Genomic DNA, 23,699 nt, shown 5'->3' on the forward strand with positions numbered 1-23,699 from the left:
TAATAAGGAACGCCCGGCACCCACCATGAGGGAAGTGCCGGGCGTCTCGATGATGACTCGGTGACTTCGACCTCACTTCGGCTCGTCGAACGTGGCCGGATCCACCTTGTCCAAGACCTTGTAGTCCGTGACCTCCTGTTCGAGGAACCGCTGGCCGTCGCGTTTGCTCTCGATCTTCGTGGCCTTCTTCAGCCCACCAAAGTCTTTGTAAGCGTCGAACGTTGTCTCCTGGGTGAACTCACCACCTTGGAAGCCGGCCACCGTCGCCACCAACTTCACCGGCAAGCCGCTCTCCTTGTCAAAGAAGAGCTTGAAGTCCTTGCCGTCCGGAGCCGTCACCTTCAGCACGGCGGCCGACTTGTCGCCAACCTTCTCCTCGCCCGTCGACTCGGCCTTGAAGCCCTTGGCCTTCAGCAACACCAAGTTTCCCGGAATGACCTGGAGGTAAACCGTCCGCTTCTGGTTGGCGAGGGCGTTCCCCTCCAACTCGTTCAGGTTGTCGCCGAACTTCCGCCACCCCTTGTCGCCGGCCAGCACGGTCACGCCCTTGATCGCGTTGCCGTTGAACTCGCCCTCGAACTCCGACCGGGAGTGATCGACCCCTTGAACCGTCACCTGGCTGTTGAAGTCGTTCGTATTGTCGTTGAAGGTCATCTTGCCCCGGGTCTTCCAGGTGGCCGCCTCGGCGTTGCCCAGCTTTTCTTCGCCGCCCACGGCTTTGATCGCCTTTTCGATGATGGCCTTGGCCTCCTGCTCATCGGCCCGCACACTGCCGCCCGCGACTGCAAACACCGCGACGAGCGCCGCTCCGAGGAACCACTTCATAGGATCGCCTCACGATCGGGGGAGAGGGTGGTCGGCGCAGACGGCCCGCGCCCCGGATCAGCATACGGCCGGCCTGGGTATGTGAGAAGTGGGTTGATACGATAAAATGACGCACGGGACTCACCCCTGGGATCGTGGGGCCCCGCCCACGCTTCAATTCATTCAATTCCCCTGGGACCGCGGGCGCCCGCCCGCTCTTGGATTGAAATTGAAATTGAAATGCGGGCGGGACGCCCGCGGTCCCAGGGGAATTCAACGAACTGAATCGAATCAAACCAATCGTGTGACACAGTTGCTTTGTGCGCCACGTCGATTGCGGCGGCCTGTCAGGACCACGACGACCAGTTTCCGGTCGCCAGGGCGTAGGCCGCCAGAAGGCCGTTTGTCGTCGCGTGCGCCAGGACCGCGTCGCCCAACTGCCCGCGCTGCCGCTGGGCCAGGGCGTACGCCGCGCCGGCCGCCGTTCCGGCGAGCCAATGACCGTGGAGCGCCCCGAACAAGGCCGACGAGATCAGCAACGACGACCAGGTGAGCCGGCTGGGCGAGACGGCTTCGAAGTCGGCCCCGATTAGGCGGCGAACCAGGTAGCCGCGGAACGCCAACTCCTCAGCCAGCGGCACCACCAAACCGGATCCAACCACACGCCCGATCAGCCAGGCCACAGCCCACGCTCGCGACAGGCCCGCCAAGGCCTCGGGAGTGCCGCCGCCCGTACCGCCACCGGACGGCTCCACCGCCACCCAGAGGAGAAACACCAGACAACCCAGCGCGAACGCGGGCCAGGACCAGGACCAGCGCAGTCCGACGTAAGCCCGCCGAAAGTAGACCAGAGCCGCAACCGCCACCAGCACGCGCAGCGGATAGAGTGAATCAAAACCATCGGAGAGCGCGCGGGTGATCATCCCGGTCGCCACCAAGGCGAGCAGCGGGACCAGATAGGCGGCGGTGGCGGGCGAGTCTCCCACTTTTTCCGGCCGAGCCTGGGCGAACCGAGTCCATTGCGCCACCCCAACCAACCCCAAGGCCACGACGTTGAGCGCAAGCCATCCCGCTTGCACGTGAAAGCCCTGGCCGGCCACCTTCGGCGACACCCAGACGCCGACCGCCACCAAGGCCGTGATGCGAATCGCGTTGGCGAACCACATCACCGCCGCGCCGATCGGCAGTAACAAGAGGGCCCGCGGAAACCGGAGGTTGCGGCGGTCGAGCCAGAGATAAGTGCCGAGGAAAATCAGGACCAGGCCGATCCCCTCGTACCCTGAACATGCCGGGGCGATCCAGACGGTGAAGGCGGGGGTGCCGACCACTCCGTCGGGCACCCGATAGACGACATCCCGAAAAATCAACCCCAACATATGATGCACTGTCCAGAGTGTTATCCCACCGAGTCCCTTCCAGGCGCCTCGCGTGATCCAACCGGTGGCGATGATCGCGCCCCCGATCGTGATTCCACCCAGCAAAGGCTCCCATCCCTGCCAACTCCCCCACTGGCGGCGCCGATGAGGGAGGGGGAAAACAGTCGCCTCCCAGAGAAACAGTACCACCACCCCCAGAAGCATCGTGCCCCCGATCCAGTACGTCCGAAGGGGAAGCGACCAGGGATCGCCGAACAGCCGGGCGACCACCCAGGCATCGGGATAGGGCGACGTGGCCAAGTCCCCAGCCACGAGATAGGCGACCGCCCGGGCGAAGCTCACAAAGGCAAGCAGGTGGGCGAGCAGGAACGGCCACCGAGGGAGGGATGAGCGTTGCGGTTCGGGCGTCTTCCGGGATTGGCCCCGCCGAAGCGAGGTGCTGAAAATCGCGGTCGCCAGCGCCGCCGGCAAGGCCGGCTCGACTAACAATCGAATCGCCTGCAGTCGCTCCTCGTCGACGACAGTCCAGTGATAGCGGACGGCGAGGAGCACCCCCTCGGCAACGAGGAGGATCATGAGGCCGCCGAACCGGGTTCCGGTCAGGGGGGAGGCGGGGGCCGCAAGCAGAGTATCACAAGGATCGGTGAGCCGGACATTTGCCATCACGTCACAAGGCCCTCCACAGCCAAGGCCCGGGCGCTCAATCCGGTTCGCTCGCCCCCGCAGATTGGGACGATGAAGAGGGGAACCCGGCCGATTGGCCCAGCACCTCCCGGTTTCCAGCCGAGACACATCCATGGGGTCGTGGCCAGGGTGAAGTCCAAGGAGTCCCGCAGTCGAGAACTCTTGGCGGTCACGGCCCCATTCCGAGGTCCCCGGGACACCCCAACATTCCAGGTGCGACGAGGTGTCCGTTGGTTGGTCAGTTGAGCCCGACCCGCGGCTTACTCCGACAACGTCGATCCGCGAGGATGAAGGCCCCGCCCACCAAAAGAGTCATCCCCCCGAGCATCGAGCCGAGATCGATCTCGGGCGCGCTGATCGGTGGACCGCACCCGTCTCTGTCGTCGCAGCAGTTGTCTCTGTGGTGACCGTGATGATCCCAAGCCAGCGCGGGCGTCGCCATCACGGTCAGCACGAGGAGCATACCGACGACCCCACGAGCACGAGTGGCCGTCAACAAGAGGTGAGATTTCAAGCTCATGACATGGCCCCCCTTCTCCAACTCGAAGGGTTAGGGTCCGGCGCGGTGCCGATTTCAGCCCTACCCAATACCGGCCGGAGAAGTAATCGACCATGATAAACAGGATATCCATTGTTTTAACAGGCCAATATTTTTGTTGCTTTTAAGAAACCTGCATCCACCAACAGACATCGATCAAACACACACTTAACAACATTGCCTATACCCTGCCATTTTCCTGGCCAACCAAACCAAACCTGACGGCTCTGCCTTCCCATTGCGATCGTGCCGCACCTCCTGACTTCGCCCAGGTTTCGACAAATAACAATTCAACATTTTTTCACGATTGCAAATCCAATTCAATGCAAAAATTCACAATGTTTTGAATAATGAAAAATTCAATATTCCTCGGACTACGGTCCCTATTGCAACGGCACCAGGGGGGATGAATCCAGGTGGCCTGGGGCGGGCGAAAAACCCGGCAAGGTGGCGACACTCTCAACTTTTTCGTGCTTTCCGGAGCCACCACTGACCGATTTGACGACCGCGACGAACCTCTTTTGTTCATCGACTCCGGACCAACGGGCTTGGCTCTCGGCACGGCACGGGCGGAGCGCAACGGCCCGCTTGACCGGCAGGCAAGCAGAGTGAGCCAATACGTCGCGTGCCACCGTCCTACGCACGCACACTCGAGACCGTGAAGCCACTCATCGTCTCACCAAAATGGCTAACTTAAAGCCTCCAGACCAAACCCTTCGCGTTCGGGATCGCGACCGGACGCTCGCCACAACCCGCGTCGCGAACTCCACAAAACCACCCCAAGGCGACCAGACCCGAACCAGGCTCCGTCCGATGCTTTCCAAACGTTCGGGAATGATCCCACTGGTGAACTCGTGCCGAATGAACCCTAAGCTCACGCTTTTCCTTGCATGTTGAACGGGCACGAGTGTCCCGACTCTGAAAGTTCAGGAGAAATCGCACACGATTGAAAAACATGGTGTAACCTTCTTAGAAGGAAAAGTCCGCGGCAGGATCGACGGCTCCGAGATCAGCAGGTTTGCTGCGAACGGCCGGGTCCAGTCGTTGTCTGCTCGGGTCGCCGTGGTTGCCGGCCCGAGGTCTCCGAGCGACGTTGCTCCGGAGTGGGCCAATTCAGGAAGATGTTTCCACAGATGCACACCGGCCAGCCGAAACCGCAAGTTCTGCGTGACGCCCGGTCTCGGGCCGGGTCACGTCGGAGACAAATGACCGCCACGACGCCACGGTTCGAATCACTCGAAGCGAGGCGAGTCCCCAGTTCGTTCGGGGACCCAGCCGTCGACGAACCGACGTTCGACTCGCCGAACCAGACCTCCGATCAGGCCCTGGACCTGGGTGATCTCTGGGCGACCCCCGCGATCACGCGGCACGGAACCCTGAGCGCGGATGACGCAGGCGCAGGGGATGTCGAATGGTATCGCTTCGTGCTCGATCGTCCTGCCCGAGTGACCTTACGGCTCGAAGCCGCGCAGCCCGACTCTTCGTTCCGAGGCGCCCTCAGCCTGTTCAATACGGACCTCGATTTTGTGGACTTCACAAACCCACAAGGGCTTCGCCGGCTCGATTTGGCCGTTGCGAACGAGGGGGACGGGGTCGCCGCGATCGATCGGATCATCGGCCCCGGCACCTACAACCTGGCTGTCAGCGGCGCGGGGAATGAAATCTTTAGTCCGGTCGTGGCCCACACCGGGCTGCCCGGCGCCACGGGCGAGTTCGCTCTGAGCTTCAGTGCCATTGATGCGGGCTCGGCGTCCACGGATGGGCCTTCGGTCTTGTCCAGCGATCCCGCCCCCGAGGCCTCGCTGACCCGTGCTCCGCTCGTGATTCGGATCGATCTGAGCCGTCCGCTCGATCCGTCCACGATCGAAGCGGGCCGGACCGTCCAACTGGCGTACAGCCCCGACGGAACGTTCAGCACCGAGGGGACCCAGGTCATCCCCCTGGCCGACCTGACCTTCTCAACTTCCGCTTGTGAACTCCAACTTTCCCCCGCGGCCCCCCTTGCTCCTGGGTTCTACCGGGTCGTCCTCGCCGGAACTGGCGGTCTGGGGCTGACCGGCGTCGATGGGACTCCTCTGGGAAGCGACCACTTGCACCTAGCCGGCCAGGATTCGATTTTCCGGTTTCAAGTGGTTGGAATCGAGGGCAACAGCAGTCTCGGCGGACCTGCCAACGATACACCGGCGGGAGCCGATGAACTGGGCGACCTGACTTCGTCGGCGCCCATTCGGGTCGAGGGCGCAATCGGCGACGATCCCTACTACAATCCTGCAACCCCCCTGGATCCCAACGACTTTTCCTGGCGATTCGACCTCGGGAATGATGTCGACCTCTACCATTTTCGGCTGAACGGGCCGGGACCGCACCGGTTCGCGGCCGACGTGTTTGCCGGTCGGATCGGCTCCCCCCTGGGCGCCGGCTTGCGTCTCTACCGACGCAATGCCGCGACGGAACCGCTCGAACTCCTCGACGTCACGGCTCTCCTCTACAATCTCGTCCCCAGCTCCGACCGTGACTTCCTGCCCCAGTTGCGCGACACGACCATGGTCGCTGACCTGGATGCGGGAGACTACTACCTCGCCGTCTCGTCGGGGAATCCTTGGGGTTATGATCCCAGCATTTCGCATAGCAACTTCATGGGCGGGGGCACGGGCCCGTATGTCTTGAACCTCTTCCTCAGCCCCGACACCAGCTCCGACTCCTTGGCCGTGTCCCCCTATAGCCGAATTCCGATTTCCCCTCCTGACGACGGAGAAGAGGGCGAAACCTCGGGAGGTGATCGCCCCATCGTCGGTCATGATGCCCCCCCGCTGCCGAACCAACCCGGCACGGGTAGCGGCATCTCGATCCACGATCCGACATCCCCGGGCAACAGCTCGGCTCCCGTGATGATCGACAGACCGCCGGGCGGGGGGACGCCCGCCATCACGCCCCCATTCCAGAACAAGCCGGCGGCCGCAATCTCATCCTCCACGGATCTGTCGGTCTTGGCCTTCCAGCCGGTGGGTGGCGCAAGCCGGATCGAACCGGAACGGGCCACGCAACCCGGGCGGGCCGTGCCCACGTCGGTTGTCGTCATGGCCGGTTCCACCTTCTCGAGCCAGGGCGTGGCCCTGCGGACGCCGATGGTGCTCGGCCTCGCGCCCACAGTTCCCTCCGAGGTCGCGACCGGCCAGGTGTCCCCTCGTCTCGAGCAGGGGAACGCAATTCGCACGCACTCCGCCGGATTCAAGGGGATTGTGCCCCAAACGCCCGTTCCTTGGGCTCCGGATCCCGACCATTTCGACACTCACCGGCCCATGGCTGGAAGCGGCCTTGAGACACGGACTCCGGAGCTCAACGCGCCGACGGTCGTGAGTCAGCCCTTGGCCGCGGCGAAGGCCGCGGAACGTGCCGTCGTCCCCGTTGAGGCAACGGCCGAGCCGGCCCCTGTTCCCGTGCCAGCCGGGGACGACAACCTGGGAACCGATCCGGAAGCCGCCGGACCGGCCGGCACCAGCGCCGCGACTCGCTCCGAACATGAAGACCGAGCCGAGGTCCATCCCTCCTGGAAGCTGGGATGGGCCTTGCTGGCGATCACCGGCCTGTCGAGCCTCGCGTACCTCAGGTATTGGGAGTCGTTCAGACCCCGCTGGTTGAGCCGTGCGTCGCTCGGCAGTGATCCCGGCAAATGACCTGGTGGCGGAGAAGCCCTGGGGGACCGGCGTCAACGCCCCAGGCGAAATCGATCGGCCAAGCAGCGCGGACTTACGCGGGCGGTGAGATTGGAGCCGAGGCGGGCTCACCGAGGTACGAGATCGGCATGAGCGACCCGATTGCCCCCAAGGATGATGCCCAGACACTGTGTGTCCGAGCGCCGACGGCCGAGCGTACGCGGCTCCACCGCCAGCCGCGGGACGATGCTCCGGAGTCGGCGGCCGAGGCATCGCCGGCCCACGCGCATCGGCGACATGATGTCGAAGCGGCTCCTGACGCGGCGGAATGGGCCGCCGCCGCGAATGGTGACCGGGCCACCGCGCCGTTCCGGCCGCACGACACGCTCGTCGCGCGACGCGGCCGACCACCGTTCACCGGCAACCGGCTGGAACTCATCCAGGCGGGGGATGTCCTCTTTGGATTTCACTTGTCCCATCTCCTGGGACAAGGGGCGTTCGCGCGGGTGTTCGTGGCTCAGCAGGCCGACCTGGCCGATCGGCCGGTAGTGCTGAAGATCTCGGGCATCGAGGGGATCGAGCCCCAGACCTTATCGCGGTTGCAGCACACCAACATCGTGCCGATTTACTCGGTCCACGAGGATTCCAGGACCGGGCTCCGGGCCGTATGCATGCCCTACTTCGGAGGCGCCAATCTCTCCAGCGTCCTGGAGCAACTTTGGTCCGGCCAGGAACGGCCGACCCGTGGCGACCAGTTGGTCGGAGCCCTGAAAGCCGTTGGCTCGCCCGCGTCCGAAGCCTGGGGAGAAGCCTTTGAGCCCCGAAGTGGGAGCCGGCTCAGCGCGCGGGAACGACCGAGCGAACCCAGCACGCCGTTCACCCTGATGGAGAGCCTCGGATACATCCAGGCGGTTGCCTGGGTCGTGGCCCAACTTGCCGAAGGCCTTGACCATGCCCATCAACGTGGGGTCATCCACCGAGATATCAAACCGTCCAACATCTTGCTGAGTGCCGAGGGGCAACCGCTCCTGCTCGACTTCAACGTCTCGATCGACGCGACCTCCGACGCCGATCACATGCTGCTGGGCGGGACCGTCGCCTACGCCGCCCCGGAGCACCTTCGCGCGCTCTCCCTCTGCACCTTGGATCAATTCCAGGCGGTCGACAGGCGGTCGGATATCTACTCGCTCGGCATGGTCCTCGTCGAGGCAATGAGCGGCCAACGCCCCTTCGCGCGCGACGGGAGCTACTCGGTCCCGACCGCTCAGCTCGAGGCCATGGTAGCCGACCGGAGCAAGGGGATCCCTTCGCTCAGACAGTGCCGCCCGGACATCCCTTGGAGCCTGGAGAGCGTCGTCCGCCGCTGCCTCGAGCCCGACCCGGCCAAGCGCTATCAGCAGGCGGGCCACCTGGCGGCCGACCTCCGTCAATTCCTTCACGATCGCCCTTTGACCTACGCCCCCGAATTGAGCCGGGTGGAGCGCGTCCGGAAGTTCTTCCGCCGGAATCCACGACTGCTCACATTTAGCTCGGTCTCGGCGGTTTCGTTGGTCCTTTTTCTGGCCGTTGGCTGGGCGTTTCTCGGAGCGCAAACCCACCTGGCCGAAACCCGAACGCGCTTGATGGAAGCCCAGGCGCGGGACCGAAAACGTGCCCACGACTCCGGGGTTCTCCAGTGCCAGGGCCTCGTTAACACGATCCTGGGCGACGACACTCACCTTCGTCAGGGGATCGCCGTCTGCGAACAGACTCTGGCCCTCTACGCCCTCGCGGATGGGCGGTCCGCGCAAGAGCATCCCGACTGGGTCCGACTTGCCCCGGCCGAGCGGCTCACGCTTGCGGAGGATCGTCGGGAGCTGCTGCTCCTGCTGGCGGGGGCCAGGGTCCGGCTCGCCCCGAACGACCCTCGAGAATTGCAAGCAGCGCTCGCCCTGCTCGATAGGGCGGAGGCCCTCCACGGCCTCAAGCGCTCCAAAGCGCTCTGGCTCGACCGCGCGGCCTACCTCGACCAACTCGGCAACCACGACGAGGCGAAAACCGCTCAGCGCCTGGCCGATCAAATCCAGCCCACATCGGCCCGCGACCACTATCTCCTGGCAATCTCACATGCCCGCACGCGGACAATTGCGGGCTATCGAAATGCGGTGACCGAGCTGGGTGAGGCGCTCCGCTTGAATCCGCGGCATTACTGGTCGGTGATCCAACGCGGGATCTGTCATATGGAGCTGGGCGAACGGATTCTGGCCGTCCGAGACTTCGGGATCGGCACGGGACTCTGGCCGGAACATCCCTGGAGCTACTTCAATCGTGGCCACGTGCTCGACCGGAGCGGGATGAAGGTGGAGGCCATCGCCGACTACACCGCCGCGCTGGAACGAGCCCCACAGTTTGTGGCGGCCCTGACCAACCGGGGGCTCGCCCACCTCGAGCTCAGGCAGTACACCCCCGCCCTGGCCGATTTCGACGCAGCCCTGGCGCTGGCCAAAGGAACCGCGGTGATCCATGCCGGCCGAGGGATCGCCTTGGAAGCGTTGGCACGTCACGTCGAGGCCGACTTTGAATTTCGCGAGGCGTTCGACCGGGTCGCGCCCGGTCCTGGTGCCGAGCGCACTCGCTTCCTCTGGACGTACGGCTTCGCCGTGGCCAACCGGGTGCCCGCAGCCGCGACGGCAGCGTTCGACGAAGTCCTCCGCGACGCCCCACGTCACCCCCAGGCCCTCTACGGCCGTGCCATGCTGGCGATGAGCGATGGCCAGCTCGACACAGCCCTTGATTTTTTCAGTCGAACCCTCGACTCGGACCCGAGATTCACCCAAGCCAGGCGCAGTCGCGCGGTGGTCCTGGCCCGGCTCAACGATCACGAGCGAGCCAACCGCGACGTCGAGTGGTGCCTCGAGCATGAGCCCGACTCCGGCGACTCGGTCTACACGGCCGCCTGCGTCTCCGCCCTGGCTGCGCGAGGCAACCCAGATCCCCGAGCGATCGACAAGGCACTCGACCTCTTGAAGAAAGCGTTGGAACTCGGGACCGAGCTGACGGCCGATAACGATCCCGACCTGACCGCAATCAGACAGGATCCCCGATTCCAGGCAATCTTGGCCAATGCGGCCCAATCCAAACCCAGCAAATCATCACAACATTCTAATTGATCAGATTCCGCCCATTTTCCTCTCCCCCCACCCTGCGCTATAATGGCTGGGCGCGTGCCCTGGCTCGCTCGCCCCGTCGTTGGATCGAGAGACGATGATCGGCTGAGAAGGGCGATTCTGGAGAAGGAAGTGCATCGTGCCCAGCGATAATCCCACCGATAGTCGATTGGTGACACGGCCCGTGGTTGTGACCCGGCCCACGTCTCCTTCCAACAAAGATGCCTGCCTGATCCAGATTTATCCGACCGGACTGACCATCGGCACGCGCCACCCGCTCAACGAGAAGGACGCCATCCTCGGTCGTGACGATGATTGCGACATCACGGTCCATGACCCGTCCATCTCTCGCCGCCACTCACGCCTGGAATCGACCGCTGGAGGCTATCGGATCACCGACCTCCAGAGCACCAACGGCACGTTCGTCAACAATGTTCCAGCGAACCGGACCAAGTTGACCGATGGTGATTACGTCCGCCTGGGCACCTGCCTGTTCCGGTTCCTGGCCGGCGGTAACGTGGAGGCGGAATACCACGAAGAACTGTACCGGATGGCCATCCTCGATGGCCTGACCGGGACGCACAACAAACGTTACTTGCTCGATCACCTCGAGCGCGAGATCGACCGTTCCACTCGCCATGAACGCCCACTGGCGCTAATCCTGATCGACGTGGACCACTTCAAGACCATCAACGACACCATGGGCCACCTGGCAGGCGACCTGGCCCTGCGCGAGCTTTCGCTCTGCCTGAGGCCGAACGTCCGCAAATATGATTTGCTGGCCCGTTACGGCGGAGAGGAGTTCGCCGTGGTCCTGAGCGAGACCTCCCGGCACGACGCGATCGAGATTGCCGAGAAGCTGCGCCGGGCCGTGGAACTCCACCCGTTCGAATCCGAGGGACGTCGCTTCCAGGTCACAATCAGCCTGGGCGTGGCCACGGTGGTCCGGAACGAACCGCTCGAGCCGGAGGAGCTGATCCGGCTCGCCGACTTGCAACTCTACTCCGCGAAACGCGCGGGCCGCAACCGGGTGAGTGCTTGATGCGTTGAGGAGGAACGGCCGACCCGGACCCCGGAGGGTCGAACCCGTCCGTCAACTCACCGAAGGGTAAGCAACCCATTTTCTTAAACCGAGCCGCGCACGCAGCGCAGTAAGCGATCGGGTTGCGCTCGGTATCTCGGAGCGTCCATCAGGAAGCGATTTACGTCCCGTTCCCAAGGGGCTAATCGATGTGGCAATCCTCTGGGAATGGTCCGACGAGAAGTCGCTCACAGCCCGATTCGCCCTGGCAAGGTCGTCATGGTCATGGGAATTCTGGTCGGGATACCGGTGACCAGGAAGCTGATCCAGGGGCACGGTCACCTCACCATCGCGGCCCTGATGGGGCATGCGGATGGGTCGGTCGACTCGCATGTGGACAAGGACAATGCCCACCTGAAGCGGGTGCTGATCGATCCACGAGCAGCAGATCAGCAAACCACAAAAATTCGGACGGCAACCGCGTGTCCCTCGAAACAAGACCAGGGCCTGACTTGATTTAAGGCGACAGATCGCCGACAATGGCTGTAGCCAACAGAAGGCACTCCGCCCGAGGTGGGGAACTGAAATGCTCGCACACTTTCCATCGCCAGATATCCTCCAATACCTCGCGTACAAAAGAACTTGGTCAATTTTCTCACCCGACGATGTTGACGAGAAAAATGATGTTCCATCGCTTGCGTGGAAGGAACACCACCTCCTTTATACCCTTCTGATTTGGGCCATAAACGTTCAGAGTCTGATCCAGGAGTGCGGAGAGGAAAGCGATCCCCAGAAAACAGAAGTGGATGATGATACTCGCGAATGCACGAGGATGCTTCTTGAAAGCTTGTCGCACGCGACTGATGTGCTACTTACATGGAGCAAGCTCTCACATCCTATCGAGTTGCCTCCCTCGGTAATCGATGCCGCAAACCAGGTCTTTGAGAAAGCCGAAGCCTGGAACGTTCAGGCTAAACAAAGGTCCATTTTCCAGCTCGCCCGCCGATTGGCCGCTGCCGAACCAAAGCGAGAAAACAAGTCTCAGACGATTACAGTCGACTCCCAGGGGCGAATCTACGGGGAAGACGGCAAGCGGCGTTTTGATATCGATCCCTCTGCGATTCGAAAAGGCACCGAAGATATTACAGCCGGTAGATCATCATCGCTCCAGATGATTCAGCGGTCGGAAGCGTAGAATGCCCTATGACATTCAACTTGCTCCCGACGCTGCGACCGCACGAGCAAGTCTTCCAAACAATGCCAAACAATCGGTTGATGATTTCTTGGACACAGTAGCTCACGCTCCCACTCCATCAGGACAGATGAGAACGCAAGTCCTACGTGCGGTATCGGGCGATGGCTCAGTCTATGATATTGAGATCGTGTTTTTTTGCGATAACGCCGCGCAATCGGTTTTCGTCACAGTCATAGACGTCCTGTCGTTTTGAGGAGCAATTCGGAACGGGACGCAAATCACTTCCCGATGGCCGTCCCAAGATGCCGAACGCAGCCCAGATCGCTGACTCCGCCACGCGGAACGACTCAACAAGCAAGCACTTCCCGATTCCAGAACCGAATCACGGATGAGCCAAGGAGGCGGGGTCTCGCCCCAGACAACTTTCGTGGAATGACAGCGGTTTGCCCTCGAGTCGCTCACGTCCTTGTCGCTGGGGTCTCCGACCCCGGGTCGAAAGCCAACAGACCAGGGGGCACGGACCCCGGCGACAGAGAACGCTCAGAACAGGCGGCGTCATTGTCGCTGGGGTCTCCAACCTCAGGGCGAAGGCCAACAGACGGTAGACCGCTGAAACGGACAGTGCTTTATCCTTTTCGACGTACGGCAATCCTTTACAGATCGGATCATTCATTCCGACTTCGTCGCGGCCCAGTAGTCGGCCTTCATGCCTGGGATATCAACGGCCGTCCAGACATGGATCGTCACGCCATCCTGAACGACCTGCGTCTCGGTCGCCAATTTGGGACGCAGGTAAGCCTCGAACACGGCGATGTCCCACACGGTGCGCTGGGCATCGTTCGGGGAGTACGCTTCCCACCGCTTGATGAGGTAGTCGGGAACCCCAAGGCCAGCGCATATCAAAGTGGCTGCAATGAAAGAACTTGTGTAAGATAGTCCGTATTGATCATACAGGACATCATCTTGCCGCGAAGACTATCCTTGTCGGGATGACGCTTCAGGAGCGTCACGGCGAACCGCCGAAGCCAGCTCAAATTGTTCCCCAAAGTTCGCTCGCGAGTGCGGTGCTCGTCCTCGCGAAAGTTGACATCCAGGACCCAATGCATCGACTCGATGCCCCAGTGTCCGCGCACCGCTTCGCCGAACCGCTTGCCACTGAGATCGCAAGTGCTCAGATAGTAACGCATCTCCTCCGACTCCGTACCGTCGGCATGCCGCGTGACTCGCACCGAATAGCCGATCGCTTTGACCCACGGCCACTCTTTCCCCGGGGCGAAATCACTGGGCACCTTGGCCAGAAGATAGGCCCGTTCGTCGATGCGGCCGTGCCCGTCATCGCGGGTCTCGTGATATTGATACCGGAGGTCTTCCAGGTCGCGTTCCATGTGGTCGGAAAAGAACGACTGGATCGCTGCTGCAAGCTTCGGCTGGTTGTCTTTGACGGCGATCACGCAGTCGCCCTTGCCAGTGACGATCTGCTTGACGATCTCTTTCTGGCAGCCCATCGCGTCGATCGTAATGAGCGTACCGGCGAGGTCGATCTGGTTGAGGAGTTGCGGTATCGCCGTGATCTCGTTGGACTTGGCGTCGGTGGCGACCTGGCCCAGTGCGATGCCCTCCTCGCTGGCCCAGGCGCTGACAATGTGGAGATTGCCGAGGCCTTTGGCCTTGTCGTGCGACCCGCGACAAGCCTTGCCGTCGATGGCGACGAGACGGTGGGGATTGTTGACGTCGACCGGAATCGCCTCACAGATCCAGGCTTGAAAGACGCGTTGAAACGCTTCGGGCTTGAGCGTCATGAGCAAGCGTCGGATGCAGTCCCGGGAGGGGATGCCGTTGGGCAGAGTGAGATGCAGGGCCAGCCAGGATTCTCGGTTCTTGGCCCATCGATGGATGGCGGTGGGTCCATCGCAGCCACAGATGACGGCGCAGACCGCAATGACGGCGATATCGACCAGCAAGTGCTTGCGATTGCGTGTATGACGGGGATCGGAGAGCGATTCGAAGTAGGAACCGATCGAAGCCACGTCGACAAACTTGGCCATGAGACGAGATCCTGAGTTCGGTCCGTGTCCAACCTCCACGCGCCAAGTGTCGAGGCAGGCGATCACGAAAACCGTATCTCAGGATATCGAGTTGAATCCTCTCGCGCTAGACCGCCTAAACCGTACAGCTATGCGCGCTGGCCTTGTCGGGAACCCCGGGCCGGCCTTTGAAATGGGAATCCATGTCGGCCTTGGACCACTGGAATTTGCGGAGCGAGGTGTTCGGCATGACGTGAAGTTCAACACCGCACTTGAGGAGATGGCCCGCGGCATGCAGGTCACCCATCGTGTTGGACTCATCCGGGATCAGCCGCCCGTCCTTGTAGAGATATCCCATCACATAAACCGCAACCTTGTCCTTGATGCTTGGGTCAATCAAGAGCGCGGAGGCCACCGTCGTGTAGGCCCCGAGCGTGAACAGGTGAAGCTTTTGACCGGCCGGCGTTTCTTTCGCCTTGGCAATGATGTCCCGCGCCGCGGGTGACTCGACCGGCGTGGTCGCGTCCTTCATCGCATGCAGCGAACCGATCGGATGTGACACCCGATCGGTCAGTTTCAGGATCGCGAGCACTTCCTCGTTCATCTTCTGACTCGCGTGCGTGTTCGTCACGAAGTCAAGCGGACCGTCCCAACCCATTGCGGACAAGCCGACGACGTTCAGCTCCGGCGCGACCAGGGCGCGAAACACGGCATATGGGTCATCGACCTCGGCCGCCATGTCGGTGTCGATGTAGACGCGTGGTTTCGCCGACGTAGTCGTCGTCGGCTCGCTCAAGACCTTGCTGACGATCGGAAACAGGTACTGAGCCTGGCGCTGCATCCCGATGTCGTTGTAGTGAACCCCGTCGACGGTCCCTTCGCCATCGGTACCGATGAGGTCCGTCCCGCCGATCATCATGAGTCCCTCGACACCCTCCTTCTGCAGACGCTGCACCGCGACTTCCTGCCTCCGGGTGAGCTCCGTGGGATGCGCCTCCGGTCGGATCAGCGACTGCCCGATGAAAAGGATCGGCGTGACCGGATGCGCCTTCCGAAGGGTCTGCACGAGCTGAGTGGTGCGGGCAAAGTACACATCCTGCGAATCCCCCATGTTCCACGCGCAGTCGATGAGATAGACCGCCGGATCCAGCTCGGCCAAAACTTCGCCCACGGGCGCGGCCATATCGCCGGAGGCGGAAAACCCCAGGTTGATCACCGGCCGGTCGAGCATCCGGCCCAGAATGGAGGTCCAGACCATCCCCGGTCGCGACGCGCACCCGCCTTGCGTGATGGATGTCCCATAGATCACGATCGGCTTGCGCAAAGCGTCGGGACGCGCGGGGGGTTTGTCCAGATGACTTCCCGGCGGCACCCCGATTTCCAGCGAGGTGGTGCCGTTGTACAGAGGAAGGTACAGCAGGCACTCGCGGTTCGCCTTACCGCCGTCGGCAAACTCAATCGACGCGAGATTGCCTTCCTGCTTGCCCGGCCTGCAGTTCCCGACAAACCGCCACGCGCCAGAGCCGACCCGGGAATAAAGATCCAGGCCGCTGCATCCGGTCGCGGGCATATGCGGCATGTCCAGCGCGACGTTCCTCAGCGACCATCGCACGCTGACCGAGGGGGCTTCCGTCACAAAGCGAATGCAAATGCCGGCGCTATCCTTACTTTGAGCCCTGGCGACTTCATTGACCTTAGGCTGAGCGGAATCCGGCAGCCGATCGAACGGACCGGCGGTCTTCGCCCAACCCTTTCCTTCGATCTCAAGCGACGTCGCATCTTTCCACTGCAGCTCCGACGCCGCGGCGTGGCCAAGACTGACGGCACACAGAATCACCAGACCCAACAAAGCACGAACATCAACACTCATCGATTTGATCGTCCTTTCCAAGACACGGAAGTACGGGACACGCATGGCTCGCACCCTCCCAGAGCGGTTCGCCCTGCTGATCGAAACAGGGGGACGTCGTCTTCTTCGTTTAGAGGGGCAGGAACTCGATCCCATCCGCGTTGAGCTTGAATCGACGGGCCCGGATGACGCTGCCTCCGCCCTCGGTATAATAAACGATCAGGACGCTGCCATCCTTTAACTCGACCGTCGCGGTGTATGCGCCGATGCACGAATCGATTGGAAATGGCCCTTTCCATGTTTTCGTGTCGTTGCCGCTGACATGAATCGCTGTTTTTGGAAGGCGATGGCTCAGAATGATCGCGCCGGTGCCGAGCCGGGTCAGATGCGGCGCATGGGCTGGGAAGCCCGCTTTCTTGGCCTCCGACCAAGACTTGGCCTCGTCATCACTGATCGCATCGTACATATCGTCCGTGAAGGAACGCATTGCCGCATAGAGTCGGCCATCGTTGAGGCGGATGACGTCGGTCTCGGCATTCAGTCCGATGCCGGGCGGAGCTTTGATCGCAACGGGCGTTTCCCAGGTCAGACCGCGGTCGGTCGAACGCGCGGTACCGGCGATGCTGAGACCTGTTTTTTCATCTCCGCGGTAAAGACCCAGCACGCAGGTGCCGTCCGGAAGCTGGCGGACCGGAGCGGAGCAGACCCAATCCGGGAAAACCGAGCGTGCCTTGGTGTCCCACGTCTTGCCGTTGTCGCGGCTCGTGATCATCTGGACGCCACTGTCTTTCCGCACCTGGTCGAAGAGTTTCGGGTCCTTGAAGCTCTTCAGACGCTTGTGGTCCTTTTCCGCAATCGAGAAGAAGGTGCAGATCAGCGAGCCATCATCGAGTTGCGCGAGGTGAGGGTCGCGATTGTCATCCTCATCGTCGAACAAAACGGCCGGCTCCGTCCAGGTGCGTCCCTCGTCGGACGAGCGAACGATGCAGAGGCGGCCCCCGAGCGGAAAATCGTCGGCGGCGAGTGAGACGTGGGTATAGCCGGCATAGAAAGCCGCAACGATGTCGCCGTTTTTCAGCCGGCAGGCATCGGGAAAGGCTTGATACCCATACGCTTCTTTACCCTTGGAAATCACGATCGGTTCGGGTGGCGCTTGCGGCTTCGACGTAACGGCTGCAGGTGTTGGTGAGGGCGCGGGCACCGGCTCGATCTTGCTCGGCTGCGTCGCAGCCCAGTAGTCGGCCTGCATGGCCTTGCCGTCGACCTTGGTCCAGACCTGAATTCGGGAGCCCTCGAGAACGACCTCGGTCCGGATCGCCAGTTTCGGACGCAAGATCGCTTCAAACACGGCGATGTCCCACAGGATGCGCCTGGGGTCGTTCGGGGCGTGGGCCTCCCACCGCTTGACCAGATAGTCGCGGACTCCTTCCTTACCTTTGAAGTGCGCGTCCACGTCGGCCTTGGTCCAGAGGAAGCCCCAGAGGATATTGGCCGGCATCGCGTACAGTTCAACGCCGCTTTTGAGGAGGTAGGAGGCGGCGTTGAGGTCGCCCTGGCAGTTGAACTCGTCGGTCTTGAGCCGGCCGTCAACGAAGTTGTACCCCATCACATGGACGGCCAACTTGTCCTTGAGGCTCGGGTCGAGCAGCAGTGCGGACGCGACGTTCGTGTACGCCCCGAGCACGAAGACCTGGAGCTTTTCACCAACCGGCAACTCCTTCGCCTTGGCGATGATGTCTCTTGCGGCGGGCGAATCAACAGGTTTGGACGCGTCCGGCATCGGACTCAGCGCCCCCAGCGGATGCGAAATACGGTCCGTGAGCTGCATCAGCGCAAGCACGTCCTCGTTCATCTTCTGGCTCTTGCGCGTGCCGGCGGCAAAGTCGGGATTGCCTCCCCAACTCATTGAGGACAGGCCGACGACCTGGAATTCCGGGGCGACCAGGGCGCGAAAGACTGCGTACGGATCGTCGATCTCGTTCGCCGTGTCGGTATCGATGTAGACATGAGGCTTCGTCGGCCCGCTCACGGCCTCCCTGACGATGGGAAGCAACGCAAGCGCCTGCCGGGCCATCCCGATGTCCGTGAGGTGGACACCGTCCACAGTCGCCTCGCCGTCGTCGCCGATCAGGTCTCTGCCTGGAACGAGGATAACACCCTTGCCCCCCTCCTTCTGAACGGACTGAACTGCGGCCTCCAGCCTTCGGGTGAGGTCCGTGGGGTGCCCCTCCGGCCGAAACAGCGACTGGCCCACGAAGATGATGGGGGTATCGGGGCGTGCCTTGCGGATTGTCTGCACGAGCTTGGTGACGCGATCCCGATACACTTCTGCGCTGTCGCCCATGTTCCAGGTGCAGTCGATCACGTAGGCCGCCGGGTCGAGCTCGGCGAGCGGCTCGGCCACGGGCACCTCCATCGTGCCCGCGGACGAGAACCCCAGGTTGATTATGGGCCGATCGAGCATCCGGCCCAGAATGGAGGTCCAGACCATCCCCGGCCGCGAGGCGCAGCCCCCCTGGACGATCGACGTTCCATAGACGACGACCGGCTGGCGCAGGGTTTCGGGACGCGGCGGCGCCTTTTCTAAAATCGCGTCCGGTGCCGCGCCGATCTCGAGCGATTTCGTGCCGTTGTACACGGGCAGATACAGCAGGCACTCGCGCCGAGTCTTGGGGCCTTCCGGGAATTCGAACTTGCCGAGATTGCCCTCCTGCTTGTGCGGCCTGCCGTTGCCGACGAACCGCCACGAGCCGTCAGCCGATCGGGCGTACAGATCGACGCCGCTGACCCCGGTCGCGGCCATGTGGGGCATGGCGAGCGACCCGCTCGTGAGCGACCACCGCACGCTGACCGCCGACGCGTCGGTGACGAATCGAATACAGACGCCAGCGCTCTCCTTGCTCAGGTCCCAGGCCAATTGAGTCACCTTGCTCTTGGCGGAATCCGGAAGCCGGTCAAACGGGCCCGAGGTCTTGGCCCACCCCCTGCCCTCGATCTCGAAAGTCGCCGCGTCGCGCCACTTCACCTCCTGGGCCGTGACACGGCCAGGATGCAAAGCGAGCAGAGCCAACAGAATTAATCCAGCACGGCAAGACATTGTCATCTTGCTTGTCCTTGTTTTTGGCATATAAAGATCAGGCATGACCGTCGACGACGAATCCATGCTCATTCGGGCAGGAAGGCAAAAAGCGGCAACGGATCATACCAGCCCACATACCGCATTGTAAGTTGCTGCTCTTGCCGTTCGGCCAGGAATTCGATAGCCCTGTTCTCTCGAGGCAAGCATCCCACATCAAAGACACGATTTCAAAATCCGTGAAAATTTCCACACTAACAACAAATAAAATATCCCGCTACATAATATTACCACTTTTATTTTTTCTTTTAATATGTTTAGTTTTTACGTTTTTTAACGATTAACAATATTGATTATTTACAAATCTTAATTTTTAAATTTTTCTTATTTATTTTAACATGTAATTCCAACAAAACACCGACCCGACACAGGGCTAGGAAGTCGCTCGCGACTCGTTCCCACGGTCCCCCGTGGGAACGAAGTCTGGAACGCTCGGCGTCCTCGGCTTGCGAAGGCCAGACGACGCGGAGCGTCGGGGACGGCATTCCCACGGGGGACCGTGGGAACGAGGGGCATTCCTCGCTCTCTGGTGGGGGAGGGCTAAGTCGTCAGGCACTTCAACAGGGAAGCTTGGAGGGATTAAACAACGCAGCGGCCCATGTGGACACCCGAGCAGGTTGCCCATGCCTCCTGTTTTCCTCAAATGGGGTGCCTGGCCATTCGTGACTCCTGCCGAGTTTTAGTATAACTCGGGTGGGGCGTCTCTCCATTTCCGTCTGAAGCAAAACATACTCGCTTGGCCTCGGATTATCGAAAGTCACTAACCAAATTTGATGCGATGGCCTCTTCCACATTCCTCTTCAACTCAATTCGAGGCACCCCGCAATATGGACACGTCAAAGTTCTACGACAAGCTGTACTCCATGCCCGCTCGGGACTTCCCGACGGAGTGGATGGCTGAAGCATGGGGTCACTCGGAAATCCGTGCAAACCTGACCTACGGCTTGTCCCGCATGGTCAGCAAAATCGGCGAACTGGCTCACGGGGCTGACCACCTCGATCTGCTGGCAAGATCGCTGAGCAACGAGCAGCTTGTCCAACTCTACATAGACATCCGCGATCAGTCGCACAGGTTCGAGGAGGAATGGCGGGAAGAATTCGAGCGGGCCTTCCCGAAGATTGTGAGCCGACTCCCCGAGCCGTACGTATTCCCCGAGATCGATCGCTTCTTGAAGGGTGAGGAATTACACGTCGGTTGGGCTCGGAACGCGTGGGAGGTTGATCGGGCGCGGGAGTTCATCACCTCCGTCATGGCCCGTGACCTGGAGCAAGGCGGCATGTTTTGGTGTGAGCCGTCGTGGCTGGAGCATCTCGACCTCTGCCTGACCCGAGATCAGCTTTTACGGCTTTATACCGAGATGAGAGACATCTCAGGCAGGCCGGAGCAGGAATGGCGACACGTGTTCGAGGAGTCATTCCCGGATTGTGTGGACCACTTTCCAAAGCCGCTGGATCGCCCCGAGGGTGCCTGACGGGTTGGCCATCGGCGTCCTTCTTCAGCGGCGTAATCCTCCCGCGCTTCGAGTCGTCGCCCCCACCGGTGGATCCTCGACAACCTGCTCCACCTCGAGGGACCCTATTCGCTCATGGCGCTCGAGGTCGCGTAACCAGGCTTACTCGACAGACCTGAATCGCTCGATCGCGGGCAAGCGACCGGTCGATACACAGCGGGAGATCGTCGGCAGGTCCAAGCCTCTCCGTCTTGATTGGATCGGTGGTTGGCGATTTGAGGCCAACAGCCGAGGCATGGCTCGGCGTTGGCCCTCAGTAGTCCGAGGCGGTTTACGGACCGGAGACGGCGGGCGCGGGGGAAGGGGTCTTGGGCTCGTCCGAGCGATAGAAAACCTCGCATAACGAGCCAAGGAGGCGTCCCGCCTTCGCGGTCGCCTCGGACACTTGGAGACCACTCGCGTCGAGAGCGACTTCGTTGAGGAAGAACGCGAACACGAGCGGACGTCCCGTGGTGGTCTCCATGTAGCCGGCGAGGGCCTTGCTTGTCAGGACGGACTGGCCGGTCAAGCCGCTCTCGAGCCAGAAAGTGCCGGTCTTGGCGCGTGCGTGGCCCCGTGCCGGGCTTTCGGCGGAGACGGCCTTGGCCAGGGTGCCGTCACGGCCGAGCACCGGTAAGGCCGCGTCGTAGGCGGGAAAGTCGGGGCGTGCCGCCATCGCTCGGAGTAAGGCGACCGTGGCGCGCGGGGTGACCAGATCGGCCCGATCTCCGCCCGCGCCGCCGCCGAACGAGATGGTCTCGATCGGCACTCCGAGCTTTTTGAGGAGCTCGCCTTCGCGCCGGAGCCCCTCAGCGAGCGTCCGCTCTCCATGATGCGCCGCGATCAAGAGCGGGAGGGTACTGGCGTGAAGGTTGTGGCTCACCTTGAGGATCACGCGGAGATACTCGCGCAACGGCGGCGAAGTGTACTCGGCCACCTTGGCCAGCTTGGCGACCTCCGCGGTCGTGGGCAGGTTCGCGACATGGTTGTCACCGATCGCGGATGCGGCGACCTGTACCCCACGTCGCCGCAACCGTTCGATGAAAAGCGTGCGGGCGAAGGCGGCCGGCTCCTCCACTTCGTAAACCTTGACCACGGGCTTGTGGCCGGCCGGCAATTGGCCGCGGACCGAGAACTGACGCGGACCCACCGCGCGAACCGTCAGCCGAGGCGGCTGGGCCGATTCGACCGTATCGACCTGGATGTCCGCCGAGGCGAACGCGGTTTCCGGGATCAAGCGGACTTCCGCCGGTTCTCCCGCCGAGCCCGCCGGCGTGACCACGATGTCGATCACATTGTCGTTGATCACGGTCGGGCCGACACGGGTCGGGCCACTCCCCGTGCTCGACGTCGACTCGAAGAACCGCTCGTCGACCAGGACGTCTCCGGTGATCGTCTTGATCCCGGCGCCCTGGACCGCACGGGCCAGGTGGTCGAGGGCGGCCAGCGGGTCGGACGGGACGATCTCACCGTCGAAGTGACCGTCGGAATAGGTGTGGTCGTTATCGCGGAAGAGGAACTTGCCCTCGGGGCCGGTCCGTCCGCCCATGCAGAGGTCGCCCCGGGTCACCAGGATCAGGTCCCCTTGGAGGACCCCGTCCTTCACCTCTCCGCGCCGGACGACAGGGGTCTGGAACCGGAAATCCGCGCCCAGGTCGCTGAGGGCCGCCGCTGTGCTGAAAAGCTTGGTGACCGACGCCGGGCAGAACATCTGGTCGGCATTATGCTCATAAACGGTCTTACCGGTCGTCCCGTCCACGACCAGGATGCCCCAGTGCCCGCCTTCAAAACCCTTCGTCTTGAGGATTTCCTCGACGCGCGGCTCGAGCGGCTCGCCCCCCCTCGCAGTCGCAGAGACGGCTGCCGCCCCGAACCCAATTCCGACGATCAACGACCAACGTAGAAGCCGAGCAGCCATTGGCGACGCTCCTCCATACGAAGCAGATGGATCGATTCGCACAAAGGGAGCGCGCCGGCCAGCCGACATCGACGTCGTCGATCAGGCCTTCGTTCTCGTTATTCGGCGGCCCCCTCGAAGTCGATGCTACCGGTCAGCATCGCTCGCTTGACCTCTTGAATGGCCTGGGTCACCTTGATATCGCGCGGGCAGGCGCTCGTGCAGTTGAACACGGTCCGGCAGCGCCAGACCCCCTCGGTGTCATTGAGGATGTCCAGCCGCTCGGCCGCCCCCTGATCGCGGGAGTCAAAGATGAACCGGTGCGCGTTGACGATCGCGGCGGGGCCCACGTAGTTCTGATCGCCCCAGAACGGCGGGCAGGCGGTGGTGCAGCAGGCGCAGAGGATGCACTTGGTCGAGTCGTCGAACCGAGCCCGCTGCTCGGGCGACTGCAGTCGCTCGGTCGTCGGGGCCGGGTCGTCATTCATCAGGAACGGGAGAACTGACTTATAGTGATCAAAGAACGGCTTCATATCCACGATCAGGTCTTTGATGACCGGCAGGCCGAGGATCGGCTCGATCGTGAGCGTGTCACCCTTCAGGTTCTTGACCAAGATCTTGCAGGCAAGACCGTTCGTCCCGTTGATCCGCATCGCGTCGGATCCGCAGACGCCGTGAGCGCACGAGCGCCTCAGGCCGAGGGTCTCGTCCTGCTCCCACTTGACGTTCTGGAGCACGTCGAGCACACGGTCCATCGGATCGGCGGCGACCCGGAACTCCTCCCACCGGGGCGGGGCGTCGCTCTCCGGGTTGTACCGCTTGATCTTGACCGTGAGGGTGCGAGACTCTGCATTGGCGACCATGTCTTTATCCTCTGATCCGTGTC

At 62.2% G+C, this 23,699-nt stretch carries 15 protein-coding genes; 6 read left to right on the plus strand and 9 right to left on the minus strand.

Features of this window, described 5'->3' with window-relative positions; all coding sequences use genetic code 11:
- Positions 1–72: 72 nt before the first annotated feature.
- The 3 genes from BUS42_RS13540 to BUS42_RS13550 all read right to left on the minus strand — a co-directional run bounded on the left by BUS42_RS13540 (position 73) and on the right by BUS42_RS13550 (position 3,384).
- Positions 73–825, minus strand: a complete 753-nt coding sequence (locus tag BUS42_RS13540; RefSeq protein ID WP_074307364.1) for a hypothetical protein — start codon at positions 823–825, stop codon at positions 73–75.
- A 326-nt stretch (positions 826–1,151) separates the two neighbouring features.
- On the minus strand, positions 1,152–2,843 hold the full coding sequence (gene xrtE / locus BUS42_RS13545; RefSeq protein ID WP_074307365.1) for an exosortase E/protease, VPEID-CTERM system: 1,692 nt from the start codon (positions 2,841–2,843) through the stop codon (positions 1,152–1,154).
- Positions 2,844–3,102: 259 nt separating this feature from the next.
- Positions 3,103–3,384 carry a hypothetical protein gene (locus BUS42_RS13550; RefSeq protein ID WP_074307366.1) on the minus strand — a complete coding sequence of 94 codons (282 nt, stop codon included), beginning with the start codon at positions 3,382–3,384 and terminating at the stop codon, positions 3,103–3,105.
- 1,223 nt (positions 3,385–4,607) lie between these two features.
- Between BUS42_RS13550 and BUS42_RS13555 the strand changes: the two genes are divergently transcribed.
- From BUS42_RS13555 to BUS42_RS13575, 5 genes are all read left to right on the plus strand, one after another.
- Positions 4,608–7,076 carry a hypothetical protein gene (locus tag BUS42_RS13555; protein ID WP_254053489.1) on the plus strand — a complete coding sequence of 823 codons (2,469 nt, stop codon included), beginning with the start codon at positions 4,608–4,610 and terminating at the stop codon, positions 7,074–7,076.
- 128 nt (positions 7,077–7,204) lie between these two features.
- The gene (locus tag BUS42_RS13560) at positions 7,205–10,204 is read left to right on the plus strand and encodes a protein kinase domain-containing protein (RefSeq protein ID WP_074307368.1); all 3,000 of its coding nucleotides are present in this window, start codon (positions 7,205–7,207) and stop codon (positions 10,202–10,204) included.
- A gap of 136 nt (positions 10,205–10,340) precedes the next feature.
- On the plus strand, positions 10,341–11,243 hold the full coding sequence (locus tag BUS42_RS13565; RefSeq protein WP_083670188.1) for a GGDEF domain-containing protein: 903 nt from the start codon (positions 10,341–10,343) through the stop codon (positions 11,241–11,243).
- Positions 11,244–11,450: 207 nt separating this feature from the next.
- Positions 11,451–11,738: a hypothetical protein gene (locus BUS42_RS13570; protein WP_074307369.1), complete on the plus strand. Its 288-nt coding sequence runs from the start codon at positions 11,451–11,453 to the stop codon at positions 11,736–11,738.
- Between the two features lie 70 nt (positions 11,739–11,808).
- Entirely contained in the window at positions 11,809–12,417 is a 609-nt protein-coding gene (locus BUS42_RS13575) for a hypothetical protein (RefSeq protein ID WP_074307370.1), read from the plus strand.
- Between the two features lie 669 nt (positions 12,418–13,086).
- Here the strand turns inward: BUS42_RS13575 and BUS42_RS42705 are convergent.
- The 4 genes from BUS42_RS42705 to BUS42_RS41895 form a co-directional block, all read right to left on the minus strand.
- The gene (locus BUS42_RS42705; protein WP_143206320.1) at positions 13,087–13,320 is read right to left on the minus strand and encodes a hypothetical protein; all 234 of its coding nucleotides are present in this window, start codon (positions 13,318–13,320) and stop codon (positions 13,087–13,089) included.
- On the minus strand, positions 13,317–14,462 hold the full coding sequence (locus BUS42_RS13580) for an ISAs1 family transposase (RefSeq protein WP_074304534.1): 1,146 nt from the start codon (positions 14,460–14,462) through the stop codon (positions 13,317–13,319). The genes BUS42_RS42705 and BUS42_RS13580 overlap by 4 nt, the downstream gene beginning before the upstream one ends.
- 115 nt (positions 14,463–14,577) lie before the next feature.
- Positions 14,578–16,356: an SGNH/GDSL hydrolase family protein gene (locus BUS42_RS13585; RefSeq protein ID WP_074307371.1), complete on the minus strand. Its 1,779-nt coding sequence runs from the start codon at positions 16,354–16,356 to the stop codon at positions 14,578–14,580.
- Between the two features lie 64 nt (positions 16,357–16,420).
- Positions 16,421–19,360, minus strand: a complete 2,940-nt coding sequence (locus BUS42_RS41895) for an SGNH/GDSL hydrolase N-terminal domain-containing protein (RefSeq protein WP_254053490.1) — start codon at positions 19,358–19,360, stop codon at positions 16,421–16,423.
- 839 nt (positions 19,361–20,199) lie between these two features.
- Here BUS42_RS41895 and BUS42_RS13605 point away from each other — a divergent pair.
- A complete protein-coding gene (locus tag BUS42_RS13605) occupies positions 20,200–20,898 on the plus strand; it encodes a hypothetical protein (RefSeq protein ID WP_143206321.1) in 699 nt (232 codons plus the stop codon).
- A 310-nt stretch (positions 20,899–21,208) separates the two neighbouring features.
- Here BUS42_RS13605 and dacB read toward each other — a convergent pair whose 3' ends face one another.
- Together dacB and BUS42_RS13615 are read right to left on the minus strand one after the other, a co-directional pair.
- A complete protein-coding gene (gene dacB, locus BUS42_RS13610; protein ID WP_074307373.1) occupies positions 21,209–22,834 on the minus strand; it encodes a D-alanyl-D-alanine carboxypeptidase/D-alanyl-D-alanine endopeptidase in 1,626 nt (541 codons plus the stop codon).
- A gap of 98 nt (positions 22,835–22,932) precedes the next feature.
- Positions 22,933–23,676: a succinate dehydrogenase iron-sulfur subunit gene (locus BUS42_RS13615; protein ID WP_074307374.1), complete on the minus strand. Its 744-nt coding sequence runs from the start codon at positions 23,674–23,676 to the stop codon at positions 22,933–22,935.
- Positions 23,677–23,699: the final 23 nt, after the last annotated feature.

The sequence above is a fragment of the Singulisphaera sp. GP187 genome (genome assembly GCF_900129635.1).
GTDB lineage: Bacteria > Planctomycetota > Planctomycetia > Isosphaerales > Isosphaeraceae > Singulisphaera.

Coding starts and splice junctions, on each gene's coding strand:
- BUS42_RS13540 (WP_074307364.1), bottom strand. CDS start 825: ATGAAGTGGTTCCTCGGAGCGGCGCTCGTCGCGGTGTTTGCAGTCGCG.
- xrtE (WP_074307365.1), bottom strand. CDS start 2,843: ATGGCAAATGTCCGGCTCACCGATCCTTGTGATACTCTGCTTGCGGCC.
- BUS42_RS13550 (WP_074307366.1), bottom strand. CDS start 3,384: ATGAGCTTGAAATCTCACCTCTTGTTGACGGCCACTCGTGCTCGTGGG.
- BUS42_RS13555 (WP_254053489.1), top strand. CDS start 4,608: ATGACCGCCACGACGCCACGGTTCGAATCACTCGAAGCGAGGCGAGTC.
- BUS42_RS13560 (WP_074307368.1), top strand. CDS start 7,205: ATGAGCGACCCGATTGCCCCCAAGGATGATGCCCAGACACTGTGTGTC.
- BUS42_RS13570 (WP_074307369.1), top strand. CDS start 11,451: ATGGTCCGACGAGAAGTCGCTCACAGCCCGATTCGCCCTGGCAAGGTC.
- BUS42_RS13575 (WP_074307370.1), top strand. CDS start 11,809: ATGCTCGCACACTTTCCATCGCCAGATATCCTCCAATACCTCGCGTAC.
- BUS42_RS13580 (WP_074304534.1), bottom strand. CDS start 14,462: ATGGCCAAGTTTGTCGACGTGGCTTCGATCGGTTCCTACTTCGAATCG.
- BUS42_RS13585 (WP_074307371.1), bottom strand. CDS start 16,356: ATGCGTGTCCCGTACTTCCGTGTCTTGGAAAGGACGATCAAATCGATG.
- BUS42_RS13605 (WP_143206321.1), top strand. CDS start 20,200: ATGCGATGGCCTCTTCCACATTCCTCTTCAACTCAATTCGAGGCACCC.
- dacB (WP_074307373.1), bottom strand. CDS start 22,834: ATGGCTGCTCGGCTTCTACGTTGGTCGTTGATCGTCGGAATTGGGTTC.
- BUS42_RS13615 (WP_074307374.1), bottom strand. CDS start 23,676: ATGGTCGCCAATGCAGAGTCTCGCACCCTCACGGTCAAGATCAAGCGG.